The following is a 21,150-nucleotide window of genomic DNA, read 5'->3' as shown; positions in this document are numbered from 1 at the left end:
AGCACGGCGCGTCAGCGCGGCCCGGCACCGCTCGCGACCGCGGCGGCGATCAGCGCCACGAGCGACTCGCCCACGATCGCGCCGGCCGCGACCGGCTCCACCACCGTGCCCCGGCCGCGCCGGGCCTGCCATGCGCCGAGCAGCGCGCCCAGCAGCATCGTCCCGACGTAGTGCGCCGGCACCAGGAACCCGAGCCCGAGCGCGCCCGGGGTCGGGACCTTCCCGCGCAGGCGGCCGCGACTCGCCAGCTCGAGCAGCGCCCCCACGAGCGTCCCCGCGACCAGCAGCAGCAGCGCGCCGTGCGGCAGGTGCCCGCCCCCGCCCACCGCCTCCGCGAGCGCGCGCCAGCGCAGGGCCGTCGGCGCCGGGAGCTCCACCGAGCCGAGCGCGTGCGCGTGCACGAACGCGCGGTACAGCGGGACGGCCGCCGCGATGCCGAGCACGATGCCGAGGAACTGTGCGCGGAGCTGGAGCGCGGGGGGCACGCCCAGGCGGGCCCCCGCTCGCAAGGACCAGAGCGAGATCGCCGCCTGGCCCCCCACTGAGGAGGGCAGCGCCCCGGCAGCGGTGGCGGCCAGGGCCCCGGTGCCGAGCGCGCCCGCGCCGCCCTGCAGCACCTGCCCCACCTCGCCGATGGGCGCGACGTCGGTCCGCCCCGCCACCCGGGCGCAGGCGACCGCGCCGAGCAGCGAGGGCACCGCGACGAGCGCCGCCACCCCGAGGTGCAGGCCGAAGCCGACGTGGGCGGCGCCGACCATCAGGATCGCCGCCCCGACCGTGAAGGCGAGCGCGACCCTGGAGCGGCTCGCGCCGCGGAGCAGCGCGCCGAGGTCGGCGACCCCGGCGCCGAACGCCCGGAGGTCCGCGGCCAGCGACGCGACCGAGCCGCCGAGCACCAGCCCCACCCCGGGCCAGAGCAGCCACGCAGCCGACGAGACGAAGGTCACGTCGGCGATGGCGCCGGTCCGGACGAGGATGGGCGTGATGACGAAGAAGGCGAGCGCCGAGCCGGCCGCGAGCGCGCTCGCGTTCGCGACCCCCACCAGCGCCCCCGCCCCGGCCAGCATGGGCGAGAGCGCCACGCCGAGCCCCAGGGCGCCCGCCCGCCCGCCCGTCAGGAGCATCGCGGGGACCAGCCCCGGCCCGTCGCGCAGCGCCGTGAGCGCGGCGGCGAGCACGCCGCTCACGGTGAGCGCGCGCGCGCCGGAGCCGGCGTGCGTGCGGAGCACCTCGGCGGCCGCGATCCCGCTCGGGAACGGGAGCGCCTCCTCCTCGAGCAGCCGCCGGCGCAGGCCGTGCGCCAGCAGGAGCCCGAGCACGCCGGCCCCGATGCCGAACGCGACGACCGTCCAGGCGGGCGGGGCGGCGCCCATGAGCTCCAGCGCGGGGACCGCGCCGAGGAGCCCGGCGACGGCGGGCGCGGCGCCGGTGCCGGTCGCGATCGACTGCGTGATCGTCGCGTCCGTCGCGTCGAGGCGCCGGCCCAGCAGCGGGTACACGGCCGCGGCGAGCACCGTCGCGGTGACGATGCCGATCTCCCAGAACCCCGTCCGGAGCCCCATGTAGACGTTGCCCGCCGCGAGGAGCAGGCCGAAGACGGAGCCGGCCAGCACGGCGCGGGGAGTGAGGCTCACGCGCCCATGCTAAACCGGGGATCGAGGATGCCCGAGGAAAAGGCCACCCTTCCCCTCCCCGGTGCCACCCCCCCGGTCGGAGGCCGCGCCCCGGCGCCGGAGACGCTCGCCGCCGGCGCGTTCGCCGGCGACTGGCAGCTGGTCCGCTCGCTCGCGGCCGGCGGTCACGGCGTCGTCTACCTCGCGGCGCACCGCGCCACCGGGCGCCGCGCGGCGGTGAAGGTCCTGTCGCACGTCTACGCCGCCTCCCCGGAGATGGCGAGCCGCTTCGTGCGCGAGGCGCGCATCCTCTCCCGGCTCCGCCACCCGAACGTCGTGGAGATCCTCGAGCTGGGGTCGCTCGCCGACGGCCGGCCGTTCGTGGCCATGGAGCTGCTGGAGGGGCGGAGCCTCCTCGAGCTGGTGTTCGCCCGCGGGCGCCTGTCGCTGCCGGAGGCGGTGGAGCTGCTCGCGCCGGTGTGCACCGCGCTCGACGCCGCGCACCAGGCGGGCGTGGTCCACCGCGACGTCAAGGCGTCGAACGTGTTCGTGGAGAGCGGCGATCCGCCCCGGGTGAAGCTGCTCGACTTCGGGGTGGCCCACGCCGCCGGTCCGGACGATCCGAGCATCACCGTCACGGGCGAGCGGCTCGGCTCGGCGCACGCCATGGCGCCGGAGCTGATCCGCGGCGAGGCGATCGACGCGCGCGCCGACGTCTACGCGCTCGGCGTCCTGCTGTACCAGCTCCTCACCGGCGAGCTGCCGTTCTGGTCGGAGGACCAGTTCGAGCTCGAGCGGCTGCACCTCAGCGCGCCGCCCCCGCGGCCCGGACGGCTCGCGCCGGTGCCGACCGCGGTGGACGCGGTGGTGGAGCGCGCGCTGGCGAAGCGCCCCGACGAGCGCTTCGGCTCGGCGCCGGCGTTCCTCGAGGCGCTGCGGGCGGCGGCGGGCCTCGCCGGGCAGGCGGAGGAGCACGCGGCGCGGGCCGCCGTCCTGCACGTGTCGCTCGCGCCGGCGGGCGGGCTCGAGCCCGCGGAGGTGCTGGCGCTGCTCGAGCTGGAGGACGCCGCCGCGGGCCGGCTGTCCGCGGCCGGGTGGGAGATCGACGTGCGCGCGAGCGGGACGCTGCTCGCCACGCGCGTGCTGCCGCCGGTGCCCGAGTCGGCGCGCGCCGCGCGCGCCGAGGCCGCCGAGCTCGGGGCCGGGCTGAGCGAGTCGCTGGCCCGCGCGGCCGGGGCGCTGTGCCGGGTCGAGGTGTGCCTGCACGCGGGCGAGATCCGCCTCGGCCCGGGCGAGCGGCGCGCCGGCGGGGCGGTGTTCCGCATCGCGGAGTGGGTGCGCGACGCGCCCGGGGGCTTCGTCGCGACGGCGCAGGCGCTCGAGGGGCTCAGCGCCGGGCGCTGAGCGCGAGGCGCACCGCCCGCCGCAGCCCGGGGAAGCGCAGCTGCGCGGCCGCCTCCTCCCCCGTGGCCCAGGCGTGCTCGGTGTGCTCGCCGGAGAGGCGCGGCTCGAACCCGTCGGGCACGCGGGCCGCGAACGCCACCTCCTCGACCACCACGAGCGCGCCCGGCCGGACGCGGTTGACGCTGGGGTCGAGCCCGAACGCGTGCCGGTAGCCGAGGGACACCACCGGGAGATCGGCGCCGGTCTCCTCGCGCAGCTCCCGCCGCGCGGCCTGCTCCGGCGCCTCGCCCGGCTCGATCCGCCCGGTCACCTGCTGCCAGAAGCCGCCGCGCTCCACGCTCCGCCGGAGCAGCAGCACGCGCCCGTCCGGCCGCACCGGGACCACCGAGATGGTGCGCAGGTCGGGCCCGGCGTCGGCGCGGGCCAGCTCCAGGACGTCCGCGAGGTGCGCGGCCAGCCGGTTCTCGATCTCGGCCTGCTCCGGCGTGGCCCGGCCCCGCGCCGCCAGCTCGGCCTCGAGGCTGGTCACGCCGAGGCGCGGATCCGCGATGCCGCACGGGACGATCACCTGGAAGTGCGCGAGGTCGGTGCGGGCGTTGAACGCGAAGCCGTGCGAGGTGATCCAGCGCGAGAGGTGCACGCCGATCGCGCCGATCTTCCGGCGCCCCACCCAGCAGCCCCGGTGCTCGGGGTGGCGGCCCGCCTCCACGCCGAAGTCGGCGCAGGTGCGGATCATCGCCTCCTCCAGCGCCCCCACGTACCGCCGCACGTCCTTGCGGCCGTTCAGGTCGAGCACCGGGTAGCCGACGATCTGGCCGGGCCCGTGGTAGGTGACGTCCCCGCCGCGGTCGGTCTCGTGGATCTCGAAGCCCTGCTTCTCGAGCCAGGCCGGCGCGGCCACGATGTGCTCGCGCCCGGCGCTGCGGCCGAGCGTCAGCACCGGCGGGTGCTCGAGCAGGAACAGGAAGTCGGTCGCGGCGGGCGTGCCGGCGCGGACCGCGTCGGCGGCGAGCCGCATGAGCGCGAGCCCGTCCTCGTACTCGACGCGGCCGAGGCGGTAGGTGCGCAGGACGCGCGGCATCGATCCCTCCCCGCCGGACCGCGCGCCGCCGGGCAGCGGCGCCGGTGCCCGGCGGAGCGCGCGTCAGGCCCGAGCGCCCGCGGCGGCCTCGCCCTTCTTCGGGCGCTCCGGGCGGTTCAGCATGTGGATGGCCTCGCCGAGCGCGGCGCGGCAGGCCTCGTTGAGCGCCTCGGGGAGCGTCGGGTGGGCGTGGATGGTGAGCGCCACGTCCTCCAGGTACGCGCCCATCTCCAGCGCCAGCGCGGCCTCGGCGATGAGGTCGCCGGCCTCGGGCCCGCAGATGCTCGCGCCGAGCAGGAGCTTCGTCTTGCGATCGCCCACCACCTTCACGAAGCCCTCGGTGTGGTGGATCGCGATGGCGCGGCCCAGCGCGCCGAACGCGAACTTGCCGACGATCGGATCGTACCCCTGCTTGCGCGCCTCCTCCTCCGACAGGCCCACCGCGGCGACCTCGGGGTCGGTGAAGATGGCGGTGGGCATCCCCACCCAGTCGCGCACGGTCTTGTGGCCCGCGATGACCTCGGCGGCGATCTCGCCCTCCTTCGACGCCTTGTGCGCGAGCAGCGGCGGGCCGGTCACGTCGCCGGCGGCGAAGATGGTCGGCACGCTGGTGCGGTACTGCTGATCGACCTCGATGAAGCCCTTCGGCCCGATCTTCACGCCGACCTGCTCGAGGCCGAAGCCGGCCGAGCTCGGCTTGAAGCCGACCGCGACCAGGATCTTGTCGCAGGGGAGCTCCTGCTCCTTGCCCTCGATCTCGATCTTGACGACCAGCTCCTTGCCGCGGCGCTCGTACCCCTTCGCCTTCGCGTTCACGTGCACGGCCACGCCGCGCTGGCGGAGCCCCTTCTGCACCAGGCGCACCGCGTCGGGATCGACGCCGGTGAGCACCTGCGGCAGCGCCTCGACGAAGGTCACCTGCGCGCCGAGCTTCGCGTAGACGGTCCCGAGCTCCATGCCGATGATGCCGCCGCCGATGCAGACCAGGCGCTTCGGCACCTCCGGGAGATCCACCGCCTCCCGCGCGCTCCAGACGTCCTTCCCGTCGAACGCGAACCCCGGGATCTCGATGGGCCGCGCGCCGGTGGCGACCAGGATCGCGCCGGCCTCGAGCCGCGTCTTCTGCCCGTCCTTGCCGGCCACCTCGACCGCGTTCGGCGCGACCACGGTGGCGGTCCCGCGCACCACCTCGACGCCGTTGCCCTTCTCGAGCAGCGCCACGCCGCCGGTGAGCTTCTTCACCACGCCGTCCTTGAACTCGCGCAGCTTCGCCACGTCGACGCGCGGCGGCTCGGCGATGATCCCGCGATCGGCGGCGCCGCGCATCTCGTCCACCAGGTTCGCGGCCGCGATGAGCGCCTTCGACGGGATGCACCCCCAGTTCAGGCAGACGCCGCCCAGGGTGGCGTCCTTCTCGACGAGCGCGACCGTCTTGCCGAGCTGGGCGAGGCGGATGGCGGCCGGGTAGCCGCCGGTGCCGGCGCCGATCACGATGGCGTCGTAGGTCTGGGTGGGCATGGCGTTCCCTCGATGAAGGACCTGGAAGAGCGAAGCGCGGGTGTCCCCGCGCACGCGCGGACTCTAACGGCGGGATGGGGCCGGGTAAACGCAAAACGCGTTCCCGGACAGGGCACCGCGCCGCGGCGCGCGTGGGCGGCCGCGACCCGCGTCCTCGCCGGCCGGCCGTCCGGGCACCGGCCGCCCGGTGCGCGCGGCCGCGCGGCCCGCGTCCGAGCGTCGCGTCACCGGGCGCGCGGCTTGCGCCGGCGCTTCGCCTCCGCCTCGGACAGCGTGCGCGGCGCGACCGGCGCCACGCCGCCGAGCGCGTGCACCACCGCCGCGGCCGCGGCGAGGCCGAACGCGCCGGTGACGAACATGGCGCTCCCGTAGCACTTCGGCTCGCGGCGCCGCTCGCCGGGCAGCCGCGGGCGCGTGCCGGGGATGCCGTCCTCGTCGCCGGGCAGCGCCAGCGTCGGCCGCGGCGCCTCCACCGACCAGACCGCGGTGACGCCGGTGGGCGCGGTGGCGGAGATCCCGAAGCGGCGGCGCAGGTACTTGCGCACGTCCTTGGCGAGCTGGTCGGTGTGCGTCTCGCAGAGGTCCGTCACCTGGATCGCGGTGGGGTCGAGCCGCCGCGCCGCGCCGAGCGAGGTGACGATGGGGATGCGGTGCTCCAGGCAGCGCGCGATGACGTGCAGCTTCGCGACGACCGTGTCCATCGCGTCCACCACGAACGACACGCCCTCCGGCACGAGGCGCTCCGCGCTCCCCTCGTCGTAGCGCCCGACCACCGCGTCCACCCGCACCCCCGACATCACGCGCCGGAGCCGCTCCGCCAGCGCCTCCGCCTTGGGCGCGCCGAACGCGCCGTCGAGCGCGTGGAGCTGGCGGTTCGCGTTCGTCTCCTCGACGCGCTCGCCGTCCACCAGCGTGAGGTGCCCCACCCCGGCGCGGCAGAGCGCCTCGGCCGCGACCGTCCCGACCCCCCCGATCCCCAGCACCACCACGTGTGCGCGCGCCAGCCGGTCCATGGCCTCGAGCCCGAGCAGCCGGGCGGTGCGATCGAGGCGGGGGGAGACGGGGCGGTCGCCGGCCATGCGGGCCCGGTGTAGCGCGGCCGCGCGCGCCGCTCAAGCCAGCCGGAACAGCGCGCGGGCGTTCGCGGTGGTGAGCGCGTCCGCCTCCGCCGCGCCGGTGCCGAGCGCGCCCGCCAGCGCGGCCAGGATGCCGGGGAGGTAGGCGGGCTCGTTGCGGCCGCGGTGGGGGCGCGGGGTCTGGTCGGGCGCGTCGGTCTCGACGAGCAGCCGGTCCCGCGGGACCGCCCGCGCGGCGTCGAGCGGCTTCCGGGCGCGCTCGTAGGTGAGCGGGCCGGCGAAGGAGAAGTGCAGGCCCGAGGGCAGGTAGGCGCGGACCTGGTCGGCGCTGCCGGAGAAGCTGTGCAGCACGCCGCCCGCGGGGAGCGGCGCCTCGGCGAGCAGCGCCAGGAGCGGCTCGTGCGCGCGCAGGCAGTGCAGGATCACCGGCAGCCGGAAGCGGCGCGCCAGCGCCAGGTGGCCGCGCAGCACCGCCACCTGGCGGTCCATGGGCGCGCCCGCCTCGACGCTCGGCGCGTCGAGCCCGCACTCCCCGACCGCCACCGCGCCACCGCGCGAGAGCGCGGCCTCGAGGTCGGCGAGCCGGCGGTCGTCGCCGCCGGGATCGAGCTCCGGCAGGAGCTGCGGGTGGACGCCGAGGCCGTGGTGGACGCCCGGCGTCGCGGCGGCCCACGCCGCCAGCGGCGCCCAGGCCTCCGGCCCCACCGCCGGCACGATCACGTCGGTGACCCCCGCGGCGCGCGCCCGGGCCAGCGCCTCGGCCCGGTCCGCGTCGAACGCGCGCGCGTCGAGGTGGCAGTGCGAGTCGATCACACCATCTGCATGAACAGCAGGTTGGGATCCTCGAGGTACTTGATCACCTGGTAGGTGAACGCGGCCGCCTCGTGCCCGTCCACCACGCGGTGGTCGCTCGTGAGCGAGACGTGCATCACGTCGCGGGCGACGATCTGCCCGTCGCGCACCACCGGCGTGGGCCGGATGCGGTGGATGCCCAGGATGCCGACCTCGGGGTGGTTCAGCACCGGGGTGGCGAACAGCCCGCCCAGCGCGCCCAGGCTGGTGATGGTGAACGTGGAGCTGCCCAGGTCCTCGGGGCGGATGCGCCCGGCCTTGGTGTCCTGCGAGAGCCGCTCGATCTCCCGGGCGAGATCGAGGAGCGAGCGGCGATCGGCCGCGCGGATCACCGGGACCACCAGGCCCGCGTCGGTGGCCGAGGCGACGCCCAGGTCGTACCGGTGCTTCACCACGATCTCGCCGCGCTCGTCGTCGAGCGACGCGTTCAGCTTCGGGAACTTGCGCAGCGCCGCGACGACCGCCTTCACCACGAACGGCAGGAACGTCACGCGGACGCCCTCCTCCTTCGCGGCGGCGGCGATCCGGTCCTTCACCCGGACCAGCTCGGTGACGTCCGCCTGCTCCACGAACGTGAAGTGGGCGGCGGTCCGCTTCGAGCGCGCCATGTTCTCGGCGATCTTCCGCCGCATGCCGCGCAGCGGGATGCGCTCGTCCGCCTCCGGCGGGCCGGCCGGCGACGGCGCCGGCACCGGGGCGCGGGCCGCGGCGGGCGCCGGGGCCGGCACCTCCGTCTCGCCGCCGTGCCCGTTCACCTTGCCGCGGGCGCGCGACAGGTCGTCCTTGGTGACGCGGCCGCCCGGGCCGGTGCCCGGCACCGTGTTCACGTCGATCCCCAGCTCCCGCGCCATGGCGCGCACGGCGGGGGTGGCGAGCGCCTTCGCGCCCGCGGGCGCGGGGGCGGCGGGTGCGGCCGCCGGCGTGGCCTCCTCCGGGTGGGCGGGGCGGCCGACCGCCACCGACGCCGCCGCGGCCGCCTGCGCCGTCGCCGCCGCGGTGGCGGCGCGCACCGGCGCCTCGGGCGCCGGGCGCGGCGGCGCGTCGTCGAGCTCGATCTCGACCAGCGGCGAGTGCACCTTGGCCACGTCTCCCACGTTCCAGAACAGCTTCACGACCGTGCCGCGCTTCGGCGACGGGATCACCACCGTCGCCTTGTCGGTCATCACCTCGACGAGCGGCTGGTCCTCGGTGATCGCGTCGCCCGGGGCGACGAACCACTGCTGGACCTCCGCCTCGACGACCCCCTCGCCGATGTCGGGGAGCTCGAGCTTGTAGGCCATGGACGACTCCCCCTCAGTACGCGACCACCTCGCGGATGGCCTTCAGGATGCGCGGCGCGCGCGGCAGGTACTCGTTCTCGAGCGTGTACGGGAACGGCGTGTCGAAGCCGGTGACGCGCGCCACCGGCGCCTCGAGGTGCAGGAAGCAGCGCTCCTGGACCAGCGCGGCGATCTCCGCGCCGAACCCGCAGGTGCGCGGCGCCTCGTGCACCACGATGGCGCGCCCGGTCTTCGACACCGACGCCACGATGGTCTCGAGGTCGAGCGGCTGGAGCGAGCGGAGGTCGATGACCTCGCAGTCGAACCCCTCGGCCGCCGCCTCGCGCGCGGCCTGGTCCACCTCGTGCCACATCGAGCCCCAGGCCATCACCGTCACCTGGTTGCCGGCGCGCGTGATCCTGGCCTTGCCGAGCGGCTCGGCGTACTCGCCCTCGGGCACGTCGCCCTTGGCGGCGCGGTAGACGCGCTTCGGCTCGAAGAACAGCACCGGGTCCGGGTCGCGGATGGCGCTGATGAGGAGCCCCTTGGCGTCGTAGGGGTTGGACGGGACGACCACCTTCAGGCCGGCGGTGTGGATGAACATCGCCTCGGGCGACTGCGAGTGGTAGTGGCCGCCCTTGATGCCGCCGCCGTACGGCGTGCGGATCACCATGGGGCAGGCGTACTGGCCGCCGGAGCGGTAGCGGTACTTCGCCACCTCGTTCACGATCTGGTCGAACGCCGGGAAGATGAAGTCGGCGAACTGGATCTCCGGCACCGGCTTCAGGCCATAGAGCGCCATGCCCACCGCGGTGCCGATGATGCCGCCCTCGGCGAGCGGGGTGTCGATGACGCGGTCGGCGCCGAACTCGTCGTAGAGCCCCTGCGTGGCGCGGAACACGCCGCCGAACTTGCCGACGTCCTCGCCCAGCACCACCACGTCCGGATCCTTGCGCATCTCGATCCGGAGCGCGTCGTTGACCGCCTGGATGATGTTCATGGTGGGCATGCGGCCCCCTGTATCACGCGTCGGAGTGGCGCGGGTTCGCCGCGCGCGGGTCCGCGGCGACCGCCGCCTCGATCTCGGCGAGCTGCTCGCGCTGCTGCCAGAGCGGCTCCTCGTACACGTCGGCGAACAGCGTCTCGATGGCCGGCTTGGCCGGGAACGCCTCGGCCTCCTTCAGCGCCGCCTGGATCTGCTCGCGCAGCTCGTCGCGGAGCGCGGCGTCCTGCGCCTCGTCGAGCGCGCCGCGCCGCGAGAGGTAGCGGCGCATGCGCAGGATCGGATCCTTGCGCTTCCAGGGCTCGACCAGCTCGGCCGGCCGGTACGCGCGCGGGTCGTCGGAGGTCGAGTGCCCCTCGATGCGGTAGGTCACGCACTCGAGCAGCGTCGGGCCCTCGCCGGCGGCGGCGCGCGCCCGGGCCCGGCGGGTGGCGGCGTACACCGCGAGCAGGTCGTTCCCGTCGACGCGCTCGCCGCGCATGCCGTACGCGATCGCCTTCTGCGCGATGGTCTCGGAGGCGGTCTGCCGCTCGCGCGGCACGCTGATGGCCCAGCCGTTGTTGCGGCACACGAACACCACCGGGATCTTCCGCACCGCCGCGAAGTTCAGGCCGGTGTGGAAGTCGTGCGCGCTGGTGGCGCCCTCGCCGAAGTAGGTGATGGCGACCATCTCCTCGCCCTTCAGCTTCGCCGCCCAGGCGCCGCCCATGGCCTGCGAGACCTGGGTGGCGATGGGCGAGCTGATCGAGGTGAAGCGACCCGGCCGCCACGCCTCGTGGCAGGGCATCTGCCGGCCCTTCATGGCGTCGCCGCCGTTGCCGAACAGGTCGCAGACGAACGTGACGAGCGGCATCCCGCGCAGCAGCGCGGCCCCGTGCTCGCGGTAGCACGGGTAGATCCAGTCGCGCTCGTCCATCGCCGCCGCCGTGCCGAGCACGGTGGCCTCCTCGCCGATCGACCCGATGTAGAAGCCGATCCTCCCCTGGCGCTGGAGCGTGATCATCCGCTCGTCGAGCGCGCGGTTCAGCACCATCCACCGGTACAGCCGCAGCGCCTCCGCGTCCGGCAGGACCACCTCGTCCGGATCTGCGGAGCCGTCCTCACGGATGACCGTGTGGAGCGGGAACTCCTTCAGGAACCGGCCGGGCTCGTAGTCCCGTGCCTCGCGCGGGTGATGCCTCGTCGGCGGACCCACCACGTGCTCTCGGCGCATGCTCGCTCCTGTTGTCAGCGGGGCTTCGTCCTCGACTCGATCTCGCCGCGCAGGAACAGCTCCGCGGCGCGGTACGACGACCGGACCAGCGGGCCGCTCGCCACGTACCGGAACCCGAGGGCGAGCCCCTGGTCCCGGTACGCCGCGAAGCGCTCGGGTGACACGTACTCCACCACCGGCAGGTGCCACGCGCTCGGCCGCAGGTACTGGCCGAGCGTGAGGATCTCGACGCCGTGCGCGCGGAGGTCCCGCATCGCCTCGACCACCTCGGCCTCCTGCTCGCCCAGGCCGACCATGATCGACGACTTGGTGACCACCTGCGGGAACTCGCGCTTCATCTGCGCGAGGACGCCGAGCGTCTGGTCGTAGGTGGCCTTCGCGTCGCGGACCGCGGGCGTGAGCCGGCGCACGGTCTCGAGGTTGTTCGCGAAGACGTCCGGCGCGGCGCGGCCGACCGTGCGCACGGCCTCCGGGTCGCCGCGGAAGTCCGGCGTGAGCACCTCGACCAGCAGCCCGGGGATCTCCTTCAACCGCCGGATCGCGTCGGCGAAGTGCGCGGCGCCGCCGTCGGGCAGGTCGTCGCGGTCCACGCTGGTCACCACGATGTAGTCGAGCGCCAGCTCGGCGATGGCCTCGGCCAGGTGGCGCGGCTCGTCGGGATCGAGCGCGGGCGGGTGGGCGGCCGTCTTCACGTTGCAGAAGCGGCAGCCGCGGGTGCACACGTCGCCCATCAGCATGACGGTCGCGGTGCCGCCGCCCCAGCACTCCGCCACGTTCGGGCAGTGCGCCTCGGCGCAGACGGTGTGGAGCTGGAGGCCCTTCAGCGTCTCCCGGACCTTCTGGTACCGCTCGCCCCCCGGCACGTTCACCCGGAGCCAGCTCGGCTTCTTGGCGTCCATGGGGATGCCGCGCTCGCGCATCGCGGTCGCGATGTCGCGCCGCGAGGTGGGCGCCTCGGTGCCGAGGACCGGCAGGCTGCTGCGGGGTACGCTCATTGCGCCGCCGATGTAGCGATGGGTTCGAGCCGGGTCAAGACGCGCCGCTCCTTTGCCCGCCCGCCCTCTGCTACCCTACACATTGGGGAGCGTACCTGCATGCTATACTCCGCGCGCTTCTCCCCTCTTGGGTTCGCCCAGTCCGCCCCGGTTACCAATGACGGAGATCGCCCCCGAAGCCACCCGGATCCTCATCGTGGACGACGACGCCGCGGTCCGGGACGTCATCACGGTGCTCCTGCGGGAAGAAGGCTACGTCTGCACCACCGTGGCGAGCGCCGAGGCGGCGCTCGACGAGGCGCGCAAGACCGACTACCCGCTCGTCATCAGCGACGTGCGGATGCCGGCGCGCGACGGGTTCTGGCTGCTCGAGCAGATGCGCGAGGCCTCGCCCGACACCGCGGTCATCATGCTGACCGCCTACGGCGACACCGAGGCGGCGGTCGAGTGCCTGCGCAACGGCGCGGCGGACTACCTGCTGAAGCCGCCCAAGGTCACCGAGCTCATCCGGGCGATCGAGCGGGCGCTCGGCCGTCGGCGCCTGGAGCTGGCGCGCGGACGGTACCGCCGGAGCCTCGAGAACCGGGTCAAGGAGAAGACCGCCGAGCTCTCCCGCACCCTCCACGACCTCGAGAGCACCTACTCGCAGACGCTGTGGACGCTGGTGGCGGCGCTCGACGCGCGCGAGCACGAGACCAGCGACCACTCGCAGCGGGTGGTGCGCTACACGCTCGCCATCGCGCGCCGGGTGGGGCTCGCCGAGACCGCGCTCCCGGACGTGGGCCGCGGCGCGCTGCTGCACGACATCGGCAAGATCGGCGTGCCCGACGCGATCCTGCTGAAGCCGGGGAAGCTGACGCCGGAGGAGTGGACCGAGATGCGGAAGCACCCGCAGATCGGCTTCAACATCCTGAAGAGCGTCGACTTCCTGCAGGTGCCCGCCGAGATGGTGCTCTGCCACCAGGAGCGCTTCGACGGCGGCGGCTACCCGCGCGGCCTCTCCGGCGACGCCATCCCGCTCTCGGCGCGCATCTTCGCGATCGCCGACTGCTTCGACGCGATGACCAGCGACCGGCCCTACCGCAAGCGCACCTCCACCGAGAACGCGCGCAAGGAGATCCTGCGCTGCGCGGGGACGCAGTTCGACCCGCGCGCCGCCGACGCGTTCCTGTCGCTCGGCGAGGACGAGCTGCTGGAGCTGTCGCGGCCCTCGGACGAGCGGCCCATCTGATCCCGGGCCGGGCCGCTCGGGGCTCGACGGGCTCGCCCCGGGCGGATCTCCGGGCTCCGCTCGCCCCGAGCCTGTCGAGCGGCGACCCTTCGACTGCCTGAGGGCGCGGCTGTGCGCGGCCGCGCAGGCGTCCCGGTCGCTTTCTCCTCCCCCCGCGGTGGTGGTATGAGGCGCCGTGCTCCAGGAACACCCCTCCCCCGCCGACCCGCCGCTCGTGGACGGCCAGGGCCGCCGGATCGTCTACCTCCGGCTCTCCCTCACCGATCGCTGCAACTTCCGGTGCAGCTACTGCTCGCCGGCCGCGCCGGAGACGCACGAGGATCCGCTCGCCCGCGACGAGGTCGCGCGGCTGGTCCGCATCTTCGGCGGCCTGGGCATCCGGCGCGTGCGCCTGACCGGCGGTGAGCCCACGCTCCGCCGCGACGTGCTGGACGTCATCCGCGAGGTGGCGCGCGCCCCCGGCATCGAGGAGGTGGCGCTCACCACGAACGGCCACCTGCTCCAGGCGCTCGCCGGCCCGCTCCGCGATGCGGGCGTCACGCGGCTCAACGTCTCGCTCGACACGCTCGACGCGGAGAAGCTGCACCGCATCGCCGGCCGCGCCGCGACGCTGGAGCGGATCGTGGCCGGGATCGAGGCCGCCTACCGCGCCGGCTTCGCGTCGGTGAAGCTGAACGTGGTGGTGGTGCGCGGGCAGAACGACGACGAGCTGGGCGCGCTGGCCCGCTTCGCCTGGGGGTTCGGGGCCACCGCTCGGTTCATCGAGCTGATGCCGTTCGGCCCCGGGAAGCCGGTGCCCACCGCCGAGGTGAAGCGGCTGCTCGAGGCGCAGGGCATCCGGCTCGAGCCCGACGCGACGCGCGGCTGGGGGCCCGCCTACCACATGCGCGGCACCTCCGAGCACGAGGGCCGGACCGTCACCGGCCTGGTCGGCTTCATCGGCGCGATGACCGAGAACTTCTGCGACGGCTGCAACCGCGTGCGGGTGGGCGCCGACGGCTCGCTGCGCGCCTGCCTCGGCGGCCGCGAGCGGCTCGGGCTGAAGGAGCTGCTGCGCGGCGCCGCCAGCGACGCGGACATCGCCGCGGCCATCCGCGCGGCGCTGCTCGGCAAGGGCGAGCGCCACGACATGGAGCGCGGCGGCGACGGGCTGCTGCCCATGATCGGCACCGGCGGGTAGCGCGGTCGTCAGTCCCGCAGCTCGAAGCGGAGCGGCGGGGTGCGCACCGAGCGGAGCCCGCCCCGGCGGAGCGGATCCGGCTCGTCGCGCTCGAAGAACGTCACCTCGAGCGCGCGCTCCCGCAGGTCGTAGACCCCGTGCCAGAGCGTCCGCTCGTCGGTGAGCTCGCCGGGGCCGCCCGGCGGCTCCACGAACGCGCGCGCCGCCGCGGCGGCGAGCGCCGGCGGCGTCCACGGCTCGGAGGCCTCCGCCAGCGCGCCGCGCAGCGCGCGCCACCGCGCGTAGGTGCCCGCCGGGCCGGGTCCCGCCGGCAGCGGCTCGCGCTCGGGGTGGCGGTGCAGCGCGTGGTTGGTGAGGACGAGCGGGAGGCCGGCCGCGTCCAGCAGGTGCGCGCGGTTGCGGCCCAGGCCCACCTCGAACGCGAACGCGTCGCCGTGGCGGTCCGCCACCAGCCAGTGCACCGGGTACGCGGCGTAGTGGTGCTTCGCCGCGAGCAGCGCCTCGCGCGCCTGGATCGCGTTCGCGCAGGTCTCGAGCAGGTGCCGCCCGAGCTGCAGCTCGTCGAGGCCCACCGTCTCCGCCTCCGGCTCGAGCGGGCGCGCCTCGGCCGCCTCCACGTCGGAGGCGGCCACCACCACCAGCCCCTCCGCGTTGATCCCGTCGAGCGCGCCGCCCAGCAGGTCGAACGCCACCACCGCCAGCGTGGCGTGCCCGTCGGTCGGGTGCAGCTCGAGCAGGTAGGGCCGGTCGGCGCCCGGCCCGCTGCCCCGCGGTCCGCGCCCGCACGGCAGCGCGAAGTCGAAGGCGCGCGAGACGAGCGGGTGGCCGGCGGCGGCGTCGCGCGGCGGGACGAACGCGGCGGAGCAGCCCGCCACCGGCGGCGGCGCCCCGAGGCGCGAGACGTCGTAGGCGTCGTCGTCCGCGTCCACCCCGAGCGCGTCCGCGGCGCCGCGCACGCGCTCGTGGAGCACGGGCGCGTTCCGGCGGAGCCACTCCTGCTGCACGCGGACGCGCAGCGGATCGCGCGCCGCGGTCGCCTCCAGGCCGTAGCGGGTCCGGGCGATCTCCCCGAGGTGGTGGCCGATGGCGCGGTTCGAGCCGCGCAGCACCAGGTGGTGGACGACGAGCGCGCCGCCCTCGCCGCCCGCGACGAGCCGCTCCTCCACGCGTGCAGGCATGAGCGCCTCCCGCAGGAGACACTAGGCCGGCGGAGTGCGCTCCGTGGGCACCGATGGGGTCACTGCCGAACGCGTGCGACGCCGCGCGCGGGCGGGCGGCCGGGCGGGCGCCCGGCGGCACGGAGCGGGCCTCGCCGGGCGGGGCGGGTCGGCTCGCGCCTAGGCGGCCGCGGCGCGCGGACGGATGTTCGCGCGGATCCACTCGATGATCGCCTGGGTGGAGGAGCCGGGCAGGAACACCTCGGCCGTCCCCTTCTCCTTCAGGCGCGGCACGTCGTCCTGCGGGATGATCCCGCCGCCGAACACCACGATGTCCGCGGCGCCCTTCTCCCTCAGCAGCTCGATCACCGCCGGGAACAACGTCATGTGGGCGCCCGACATGATCGACAGGCCGATCGCGTCCACGTCCTCCTGGACGGCGGCGGCCACGATCATCTCCGGCGTCTGGTGCAGGCCGGTGTAGATGACCTCGAAGCCGCCGTCGCGCAGGGCGCGGGCGATGATCTTGGCGCCGCGATCGTGGCCGTCCAGGCCGGGCTTGGCGACGAGGATGCGGAGGGGGCGCTCGGTGGCGGGGCTCATGTGGTCGGCTTCTCCAAGAGGGCGATGAGATCCGGCGCTTCGGGATCCAGCTCACGGCCCGGGTGCTCCCCCGCGCCGGTCGTGCTCGTCAGCTCCAGGACGCGGAGGCCGGCGCCAGCGGCCAGGGACCTCCACTCGGAAGGCCTGTAGTACCGCAACTCCGCCGTGCCCGCCAACACCGCGCCGGAGGGGCGGACCAGGCGGCGGTGGCAGCGGTCCACGCCGGTGGCGGGATCGAACTCGGAGGTCTCCTCCACCACGGAGCCGTCCGGCAGGGTGCGACGCGACGCGTCGCGCGGCTGGAGCGCGAGCCGGAGCGGGTTCGCGTGGTGGACGAGGAGCCGCCCGCCCGGCCGGATCGCGGTCGCCAGCGCCGCCAGGCAGGCGGCGTTCCGCGCGTCGTCGAACATGAACAGCGAGGCGTACCAGGAGAACGCGGCGTCGAACGCGCCCGGCCGCAGCGGCAGCGCGCGGAGGTCGGCGCGGAGCCAGGCCGGGCCCGGCGCCCCGCCCGGCGCCGGTGACGAGGCCCGGGCGCGCGCCAGGTACGCGGCGCTGCGCTCGAGCCCGACCACCGCCCGGACGCGGCCCGCCAGCGCCCGGGCGTGGCGCCCGTGCCCGCAGGCGAGGTCGAGCACGCGGTCGCGCGGGCCGAGCCGGAGCAGGCCGGCGATGACGTCCGCCTCGAGCGCGGTCAGGCCCGGGGTGAGCAGGTCCGCGACCGGCTCCAGGTAGAGCGGGCCGTAGTAGCCGTCGGACCAGTGCGGCGCCGGGGAGCCGTCCACCCGGCCAGTGTACCGGAAGCGCCGGCCTAGAACCGGCCGTCCTCGCGGTAGGTGCCGTGGACCTTGCGGAAGGTGTCGGCGATCTCGCCCAGCGTCGCGTACGCCTTCACCGCCTCGATGACCGGCGGGACCACGTTCGTCCCCTCGCGCGCCGCACGCTCCACGCCCGCGAGCGTCTCGGCCACCCGCGCGGCGCTGCGCCGGCCCTTCAGCGCCTTCAGGCGCTCCACCTGCTCGCGCGCCACCGTCTCGTCGATGCGGAGCAGCGGGATCTGCTGCTCCTCGCGCGCCTGGAACGCGTTCACGCCGACCACCAGCCGCTCGTTGCTCTCCACGTCGCGCTGCCAGCGGTAGGCGCTCTCGGCGATCTCGCGCTGCGGGTAGCCCTCCTCCACCGCGCGGAGCATGCCGCCCATGTCGTCGATGCGGCGGAGGTACTCGACGGCGCGCCGCTCCATCTCGTCGGTGAGGTACTCGACGTAGTAGCTGCCGGCGAGCGGATCGATCACCCGGTCGGCGCCGGACTCGTGCGCGATGATCTGCTGGGTGCGGAGCGCGACGGTGACCGCCTCCTCGGTGGGGAGCGCGTAGGTCTCGTCGAGCGAGTTGGTGTGCAGCGACTGCGTGCCGCCCAGCACCGCCGCGAACGCCTGCAGCGCCACGCGGACCACGTTGTTGTAGGGCTGCTGCGCGGTGAGCGAGACGCCGGCCGTCTGCGCGTGGGTGCGGAGCAGCAGCGACTCGCGCTTCCTCGCGCCGAAGCGCTCCTTCATGGTCCGCGCCCAGATCCGGCGCGCCGCGCGGAACTTCGCGACCTCCTCGAACAGGTCGTTGTGCACGTCCCAGAAGAACGAGAGGCGCGGAGCGAACGCGTCCACGTCCATGCCGCGGTCCACGCACTCCTGCACGTACTCGATGCCGTCGGCGAGCGTGAACGCCAGCTCCTGCAGCGCCGTCGCCCCCGCCTCGCGGATGTGGTAGCCGCTGATCGAGACCGGGTTCCAGCGCGGCATCTCCTTCGCGCAGAACTCGATCATGTCGCAGACGATGCGGACCGCCGGCGTGGGCGGGATCATCCACTCCTTCTGCGCGATGTACTCCTTCAGCATGTCCGCCTGGAGCGTGCCGCCCAGCCTCGCGCGCGGCACGCCCTGCTTCTCCGCCACCGCCACGTACATCGCGAGCGCGATCACCGCGGTCGCGTTGATGGTCATGGAGGTGGTGACGTCGCCGAGCGGGATCCCGTCGAACAGGATCTCGAAGTCCTCCAGCGTGGAGATCGCGACGCCCTCCTTGCCCACCTCGCCGCGGCTCATCGGGTGGTCGGCGTCGTAGCCCATGAGCGCCGGCATGTCGAAGGCGGTGGAGAGCCCGTTCACGCCGTGCTCGAGCAGGTACTTGAAGCGCCGGTTCGTGTCGGCGGGCGTGCCGAAGCCCGCGAACTGGCGCATGGTCCAGAGCCGGCCCCGGTACATGGTCGGCTGCGGACCGCGCGTGAACGGGTACGCGCCCGGGTAGCCCACGTCGCGCAGGAAGTCGTGCTCGCGCAGGTGGGCCGGGTCGATCACGTCGGGGATGGGAATGCCGGAGTCCGTCTGGAAGGCCGCCTTGCGGCGCGGCAGGCGCGCGAGCGCCTCCGCCAGCTCCTCCTGCGTCCAGCGGTCCCGGGCCTCCAGCACCCGCGCGATCTCGTCGCGGGCGAACAGCGGCCGCTCGGCGCGATCCGGCGCCTTCGGCGTGTCGCCCCGCTTCTCCACCCGCCGCGTCTGGTCCTTCGCCGGTTTCGAGCCCATGGATTCCCCTCGCTGTGAGCGCTGGCTGCCTCGCTGATCTAACCCGAGGGAGGACGGCAGGTCAGGTCGCCTCGCGGGGCCGCCGGGACCCGCGGTGCGGACGCCCCCGCGCCGCGCCGCGGCGTCGGCGGCCGGCGCCCTCCCCGCCACCAGGCGGCCGGGCGCGCGCCGCGCTTGACGCGTTCCCGGCGAGAGGGATATGAACCCGCGTTCCGCAGGACCGGTGAGGTAGCTCAGTCGGCTAGAGCGAGGGTCTCATAATCCCTAGGTCGGGAGTTCGATTCTCCCCCTCACCACTCCACAGCACCACGAATACGATAGAAACGGCGGGCACTTCCGGAGCACCCGGGGTGCCCGTTTTCGTTGGTGTCGGAGCGGTGGTGTACGCCATTCCCCAGCCATTCCCCAGGCGCGGAGGCGTGCGATGACAGCCACGGGCGGCCACTGGGAGCCATGCGAGGTGCGGGGACTGCGCATCTGGCGCGACGCCTCCGGCCGGCGAACCTTCCACATCCGGCAGAGCATCCGGGGACAGCGGTACGAGATCGCGACCGGCGCCACGAACATCGCCTCGGCGCTCGAACAGCTCCGCCGCTTCCAGGCCGACCCGGAGGGCTATGACCCGCGGGGCGAGGCGCCGCGCGAGGGCCTGTTCCTCACCGACGAGCTCGTGCAGGAGTACCTCGCCTTCTCGAAGAGCGAGGGCAACTCGGTCGGCTGGCGGCGGAAGCAGAAGAACATCCTGGCCTGGTGGGCCGATCGGCTCGAGGGGATCGACCTGCGCAAGGTGAGCCTGCTCGACCACGTGCTGCCGCCGCTGAAGGGCGCCACCTCGCGCCACCACCGGACGGCGATCCTGAAAGGCCTCTACACCTGGCTCCGGACCGAGGTGCACCGGGTGACCACCGCCGAGGACCCCGTCTTCGGACAGCTCAAGGTCCCGCAGGCGCGCGCCGCCCAGCTCACGAAGTCCAAGGTGGTCCCGCGCGACCACGTGCTGCTCGTGATCGAGAACCTCACGGCGCCCTGGCGTGACGCACTCACGCTGCAGGCCGGCACCGGCTGGCACACGACGGAGATCGTCCGCTTCGCGGCGGAGGGCACCATCGAGCCCCTCCCCCGCCACGTACAGCAGGAGGGCGTGGCCGGCGTGGTCGTCTGCCCGATGCGGAAGAGCGGCGAGCCGCAGCGGACGCGCGTGAGCGCGGAAGCGCTCGAGGCGGCGAAGCGGCTGCGCGCGCACGCCGAGCGGATGGCGAAGGTGCGCGCCGAGAACAAGGCGAAGATCTACGAGGCCCGCGTGCGGGCGGCCGGCGGGAAACCCGCGCCCGGGCGGCGCCCGCCCGACGGGTTCTCGCGCGAGTGGTACGACCGAGCGGTGCGCGCCGCATGCGCGGTGGTGAAGCGGCCGGACGGCGGGACCGGCATCCCGCCCTTCACCCCCGGCCGGCTGCGGCACTCCGTGGCCACCTGGGCGATCGACGCCGGCGCCGACCCGGCCCAGGTCGCGGCGTTCCTCGGGCACCGCTCGCCAAGGACCACGCGGAAGTTCTACGCGACGCACAGCGCGCCGACGAAGGTGCCGACGCTGGCGTGAGCGTCGGACCCGCCGCGTAGGCTGCAGGCACGGCAGGGGGCAGGGTCGACGGACCCCGGCGCTTCCCGAGGCGCCAGCCCCCGCCGCCTTCAACTTCGCTCGGGACCGCTTCTCGGGAGGCGGATGACGCGGAACACCACAGCGGGTCTCGGCTCGATCGCCGACGCACTGGGCGACTTCGCGCTGCGGCGGTGGCTCGAGCGGGCGTGCGTCGCCAGGTGGGCGAACGATCTCCAGCGGGCGAGCGACGCTGTCGCGGCGCTCGGCGACGAGCTCCGTCGGCGCGCGCGCCTCGGCGCCCTCGTCGGCCTCGCAGGCGAGACCCTCGACGCGCGGAGCATCGCCGAAGCCGACGGATGGGTGCGCCGCGCGATGGGCGAGGAAGGCGACTCGGGCGCCGCTCGCCGCGAGCTGCTATCCGCCTTCCCTCGGCGCTGGCGCAGCCTGCTCTCCCTGGCTTTCGCGGAGGGCGGTACGGTCGGCGCGCTCACCACGGACCAGCTCGACGAGGTAGCGATCAGGCTGGCGGAGGTCGCTCGCTTCGTGCCCTCCGCCGAGCAGATGATGCCCAGCCACGTCCGCGCGCCCGGCCCAGGACGTCCGCGTGACGTGGCGGCCCGAAGCCTGAACGCGGTGCTGGGCGCGCGCGGCTTCCCTCACAAGACGGCGATGCAGGCACTCCACGAGCTCGGGATCGAACGAGCGAGCGTCGACGACACAGGCGCCGATCCGGTGAAGCGCATCGACGACCGCATGCGTCGGAAGAAATAGGGGTCCGCGACCCGTCGAT

18 protein-coding genes and 1 tRNA gene are annotated in these 21,150 nt (G+C 74.8%); 6 read left to right on the top strand and 13 right to left on the bottom strand.

Annotation, left to right across the window (positions count from 1 at the left end):
* Positions 1-11: 11 nt before the first annotated feature.
* Entirely contained in the window at positions 12-1,634 is a 1,623-nt protein-coding gene (locus tag ANAEK_RS10235) for an OPT/YSL family transporter (protein WP_012526070.1), read from the bottom strand.
* Between the two features lie 27 nt (positions 1,635-1,661).
* Here ANAEK_RS10235 and ANAEK_RS10230 point away from each other — a divergent pair, with 27 nt between their 5' ends.
* On the top strand, positions 1,662-3,017 hold the full coding sequence (locus tag ANAEK_RS10230) for a serine/threonine-protein kinase (RefSeq protein WP_012526069.1): 1,356 nt from the start codon (positions 1,662-1,664) through the stop codon (positions 3,015-3,017).
* Here ANAEK_RS10230 and lipB read toward each other — a convergent pair.
* The 8 genes from lipB to lipA form a co-directional block, all read right to left on the bottom strand.
* On the bottom strand, positions 3,001-4,098 hold the full coding sequence (gene lipB, locus ANAEK_RS10225; RefSeq protein WP_012526068.1) for a lipoyl(octanoyl) transferase LipB: 1,098 nt from the start codon (positions 4,096-4,098) through the stop codon (positions 3,001-3,003). The genes ANAEK_RS10230 and lipB overlap by 17 nt on opposite strands.
* A gap of 63 nt (positions 4,099-4,161) precedes the next feature.
* Positions 4,162-5,616, bottom strand: a complete 1,455-nt coding sequence (gene lpdA, locus ANAEK_RS10220) for a dihydrolipoyl dehydrogenase (protein ID WP_012526067.1) — start codon at positions 5,614-5,616, stop codon at positions 4,162-4,164.
* A 224-nt stretch (positions 5,617-5,840) separates the two neighbouring features.
* Positions 5,841-6,695 carry a ThiF family adenylyltransferase gene (locus tag ANAEK_RS10215; RefSeq protein WP_012526066.1) on the bottom strand — a complete coding sequence of 285 codons (855 nt, stop codon included), beginning with the start codon at positions 6,693-6,695 and terminating at the stop codon, positions 5,841-5,843.
* Between the two features lie 33 nt (positions 6,696-6,728).
* Complete coding sequence (locus ANAEK_RS10210; RefSeq protein ID WP_012526065.1) at positions 6,729-7,505, bottom strand: TatD family hydrolase; 777 nt, start codon at positions 7,503-7,505, stop codon at positions 6,729-6,731.
* Positions 7,502-8,824, bottom strand: a complete 1,323-nt coding sequence (locus ANAEK_RS10205) for a dihydrolipoamide acetyltransferase family protein (RefSeq protein ID WP_012526064.1) — start codon at positions 8,822-8,824, stop codon at positions 7,502-7,504. Before ANAEK_RS10205 ends, ANAEK_RS10210 begins: the two co-directional genes overlap by 4 nt.
* Before the next feature lie 13 nt (positions 8,825-8,837).
* Positions 8,838-9,812, bottom strand: a complete 975-nt coding sequence (locus tag ANAEK_RS10200; RefSeq protein WP_012526063.1) for an alpha-ketoacid dehydrogenase subunit beta — start codon at positions 9,810-9,812, stop codon at positions 8,838-8,840.
* 13 nt (positions 9,813-9,825) lie between these two features.
* Positions 9,826-11,019 (bottom strand): thiamine pyrophosphate-dependent dehydrogenase E1 component subunit alpha, encoded by a 1,194-nt coding sequence (locus tag ANAEK_RS10195; RefSeq protein WP_012526062.1) that lies wholly within the window; start codon positions 11,017-11,019, stop codon positions 9,826-9,828.
* 14 nt (positions 11,020-11,033) lie between these two features.
* On the bottom strand, positions 11,034-12,014 hold the full coding sequence (lipA, locus tag ANAEK_RS10190; RefSeq protein ID WP_012526061.1) for a lipoyl synthase: 981 nt from the start codon (positions 12,012-12,014) through the stop codon (positions 11,034-11,036).
* 157 nt (positions 12,015-12,171) lie between these two features.
* Between lipA and ANAEK_RS10185 the strand changes: the two genes are divergently transcribed.
* Both ANAEK_RS10185 and moaA read left to right on the top strand, forming a co-directional pair.
* On the top strand, positions 12,172-13,245 hold the full coding sequence (locus tag ANAEK_RS10185) for an HD domain-containing phosphohydrolase (RefSeq protein ID WP_012526060.1): 1,074 nt from the start codon (positions 12,172-12,174) through the stop codon (positions 13,243-13,245).
* Positions 13,246-13,420: 175 nt separating this feature from the next.
* Entirely contained in the window at positions 13,421-14,425 is a 1,005-nt protein-coding gene (gene moaA / locus ANAEK_RS10180; RefSeq protein WP_012526059.1) for a GTP 3',8-cyclase MoaA, read from the top strand.
* A gap of 8 nt (positions 14,426-14,433) precedes the next feature.
* Here the strand turns inward: moaA and ANAEK_RS10175 are convergent, their stop codons facing one another.
* From ANAEK_RS10175 to ANAEK_RS10160, 4 genes are all read right to left on the bottom strand, one after another.
* Positions 14,434-15,603, bottom strand: coding sequence for a C45 family autoproteolytic acyltransferase/hydolase (locus tag ANAEK_RS10175; RefSeq protein WP_012526058.1), 1,170 nt, complete (start codon positions 15,601-15,603; stop codon positions 14,434-14,436).
* Positions 15,604-15,762: 159 nt separating this feature from the next.
* Positions 15,763-16,185, bottom strand: coding sequence for a cobalamin B12-binding domain-containing protein (locus ANAEK_RS10170; RefSeq protein ID WP_012526057.1), 423 nt, complete (start codon positions 16,183-16,185; stop codon positions 15,763-15,765).
* Positions 16,182-16,970: a class I SAM-dependent methyltransferase gene (locus ANAEK_RS10165; RefSeq protein ID WP_012526056.1), complete on the bottom strand. Its 789-nt coding sequence runs from the start codon at positions 16,968-16,970 to the stop codon at positions 16,182-16,184. Before ANAEK_RS10165 ends, ANAEK_RS10170 begins: the two co-directional genes overlap by 4 nt.
* A 26-nt stretch (positions 16,971-16,996) precedes the next feature.
* Positions 16,997-18,763, bottom strand: coding sequence for a methylmalonyl-CoA mutase family protein (locus tag ANAEK_RS10160; RefSeq protein ID WP_012526055.1), 1,767 nt, complete (start codon positions 18,761-18,763; stop codon positions 16,997-16,999).
* 222 nt (positions 18,764-18,985) lie between these two features.
* On the opposite strand from ANAEK_RS10160, the gene ANAEK_RS10155 reads away from it, so the two are divergent.
* The 3 genes from ANAEK_RS10155 (at position 18,986) to ANAEK_RS10145 (ending at position 21,131) form a co-directional block, all read left to right on the top strand.
* Positions 18,986-19,059: transfer RNA gene (locus ANAEK_RS10155), tRNA-Met, on the top strand.
* 128 nt (positions 19,060-19,187) lie between these two features.
* Positions 19,188-20,360 (top strand): tyrosine-type recombinase/integrase, encoded by a 1,173-nt coding sequence (locus tag ANAEK_RS10150; RefSeq protein ID WP_012526054.1) that lies wholly within the window; start codon positions 19,188-19,190, stop codon positions 20,358-20,360.
* A gap of 123 nt (positions 20,361-20,483) precedes the next feature.
* Positions 20,484-21,131, top strand: a complete 648-nt coding sequence (locus ANAEK_RS10145; protein WP_012526053.1) for a hypothetical protein — start codon at positions 20,484-20,486, stop codon at positions 21,129-21,131.
* Positions 21,132-21,150: the final 19 nt, after the last annotated feature.

The sequence above is a fragment of the Anaeromyxobacter sp. K genome (assembly GCF_000020805.1).
Lineage (GTDB): Bacteria > Myxococcota > Myxococcia > Myxococcales > Anaeromyxobacteraceae > Anaeromyxobacter > Anaeromyxobacter dehalogenans.
Note: the sequence above shows the minus strand (reverse complement) of the source record. Positions and strands in the feature narration are given on the sequence as shown.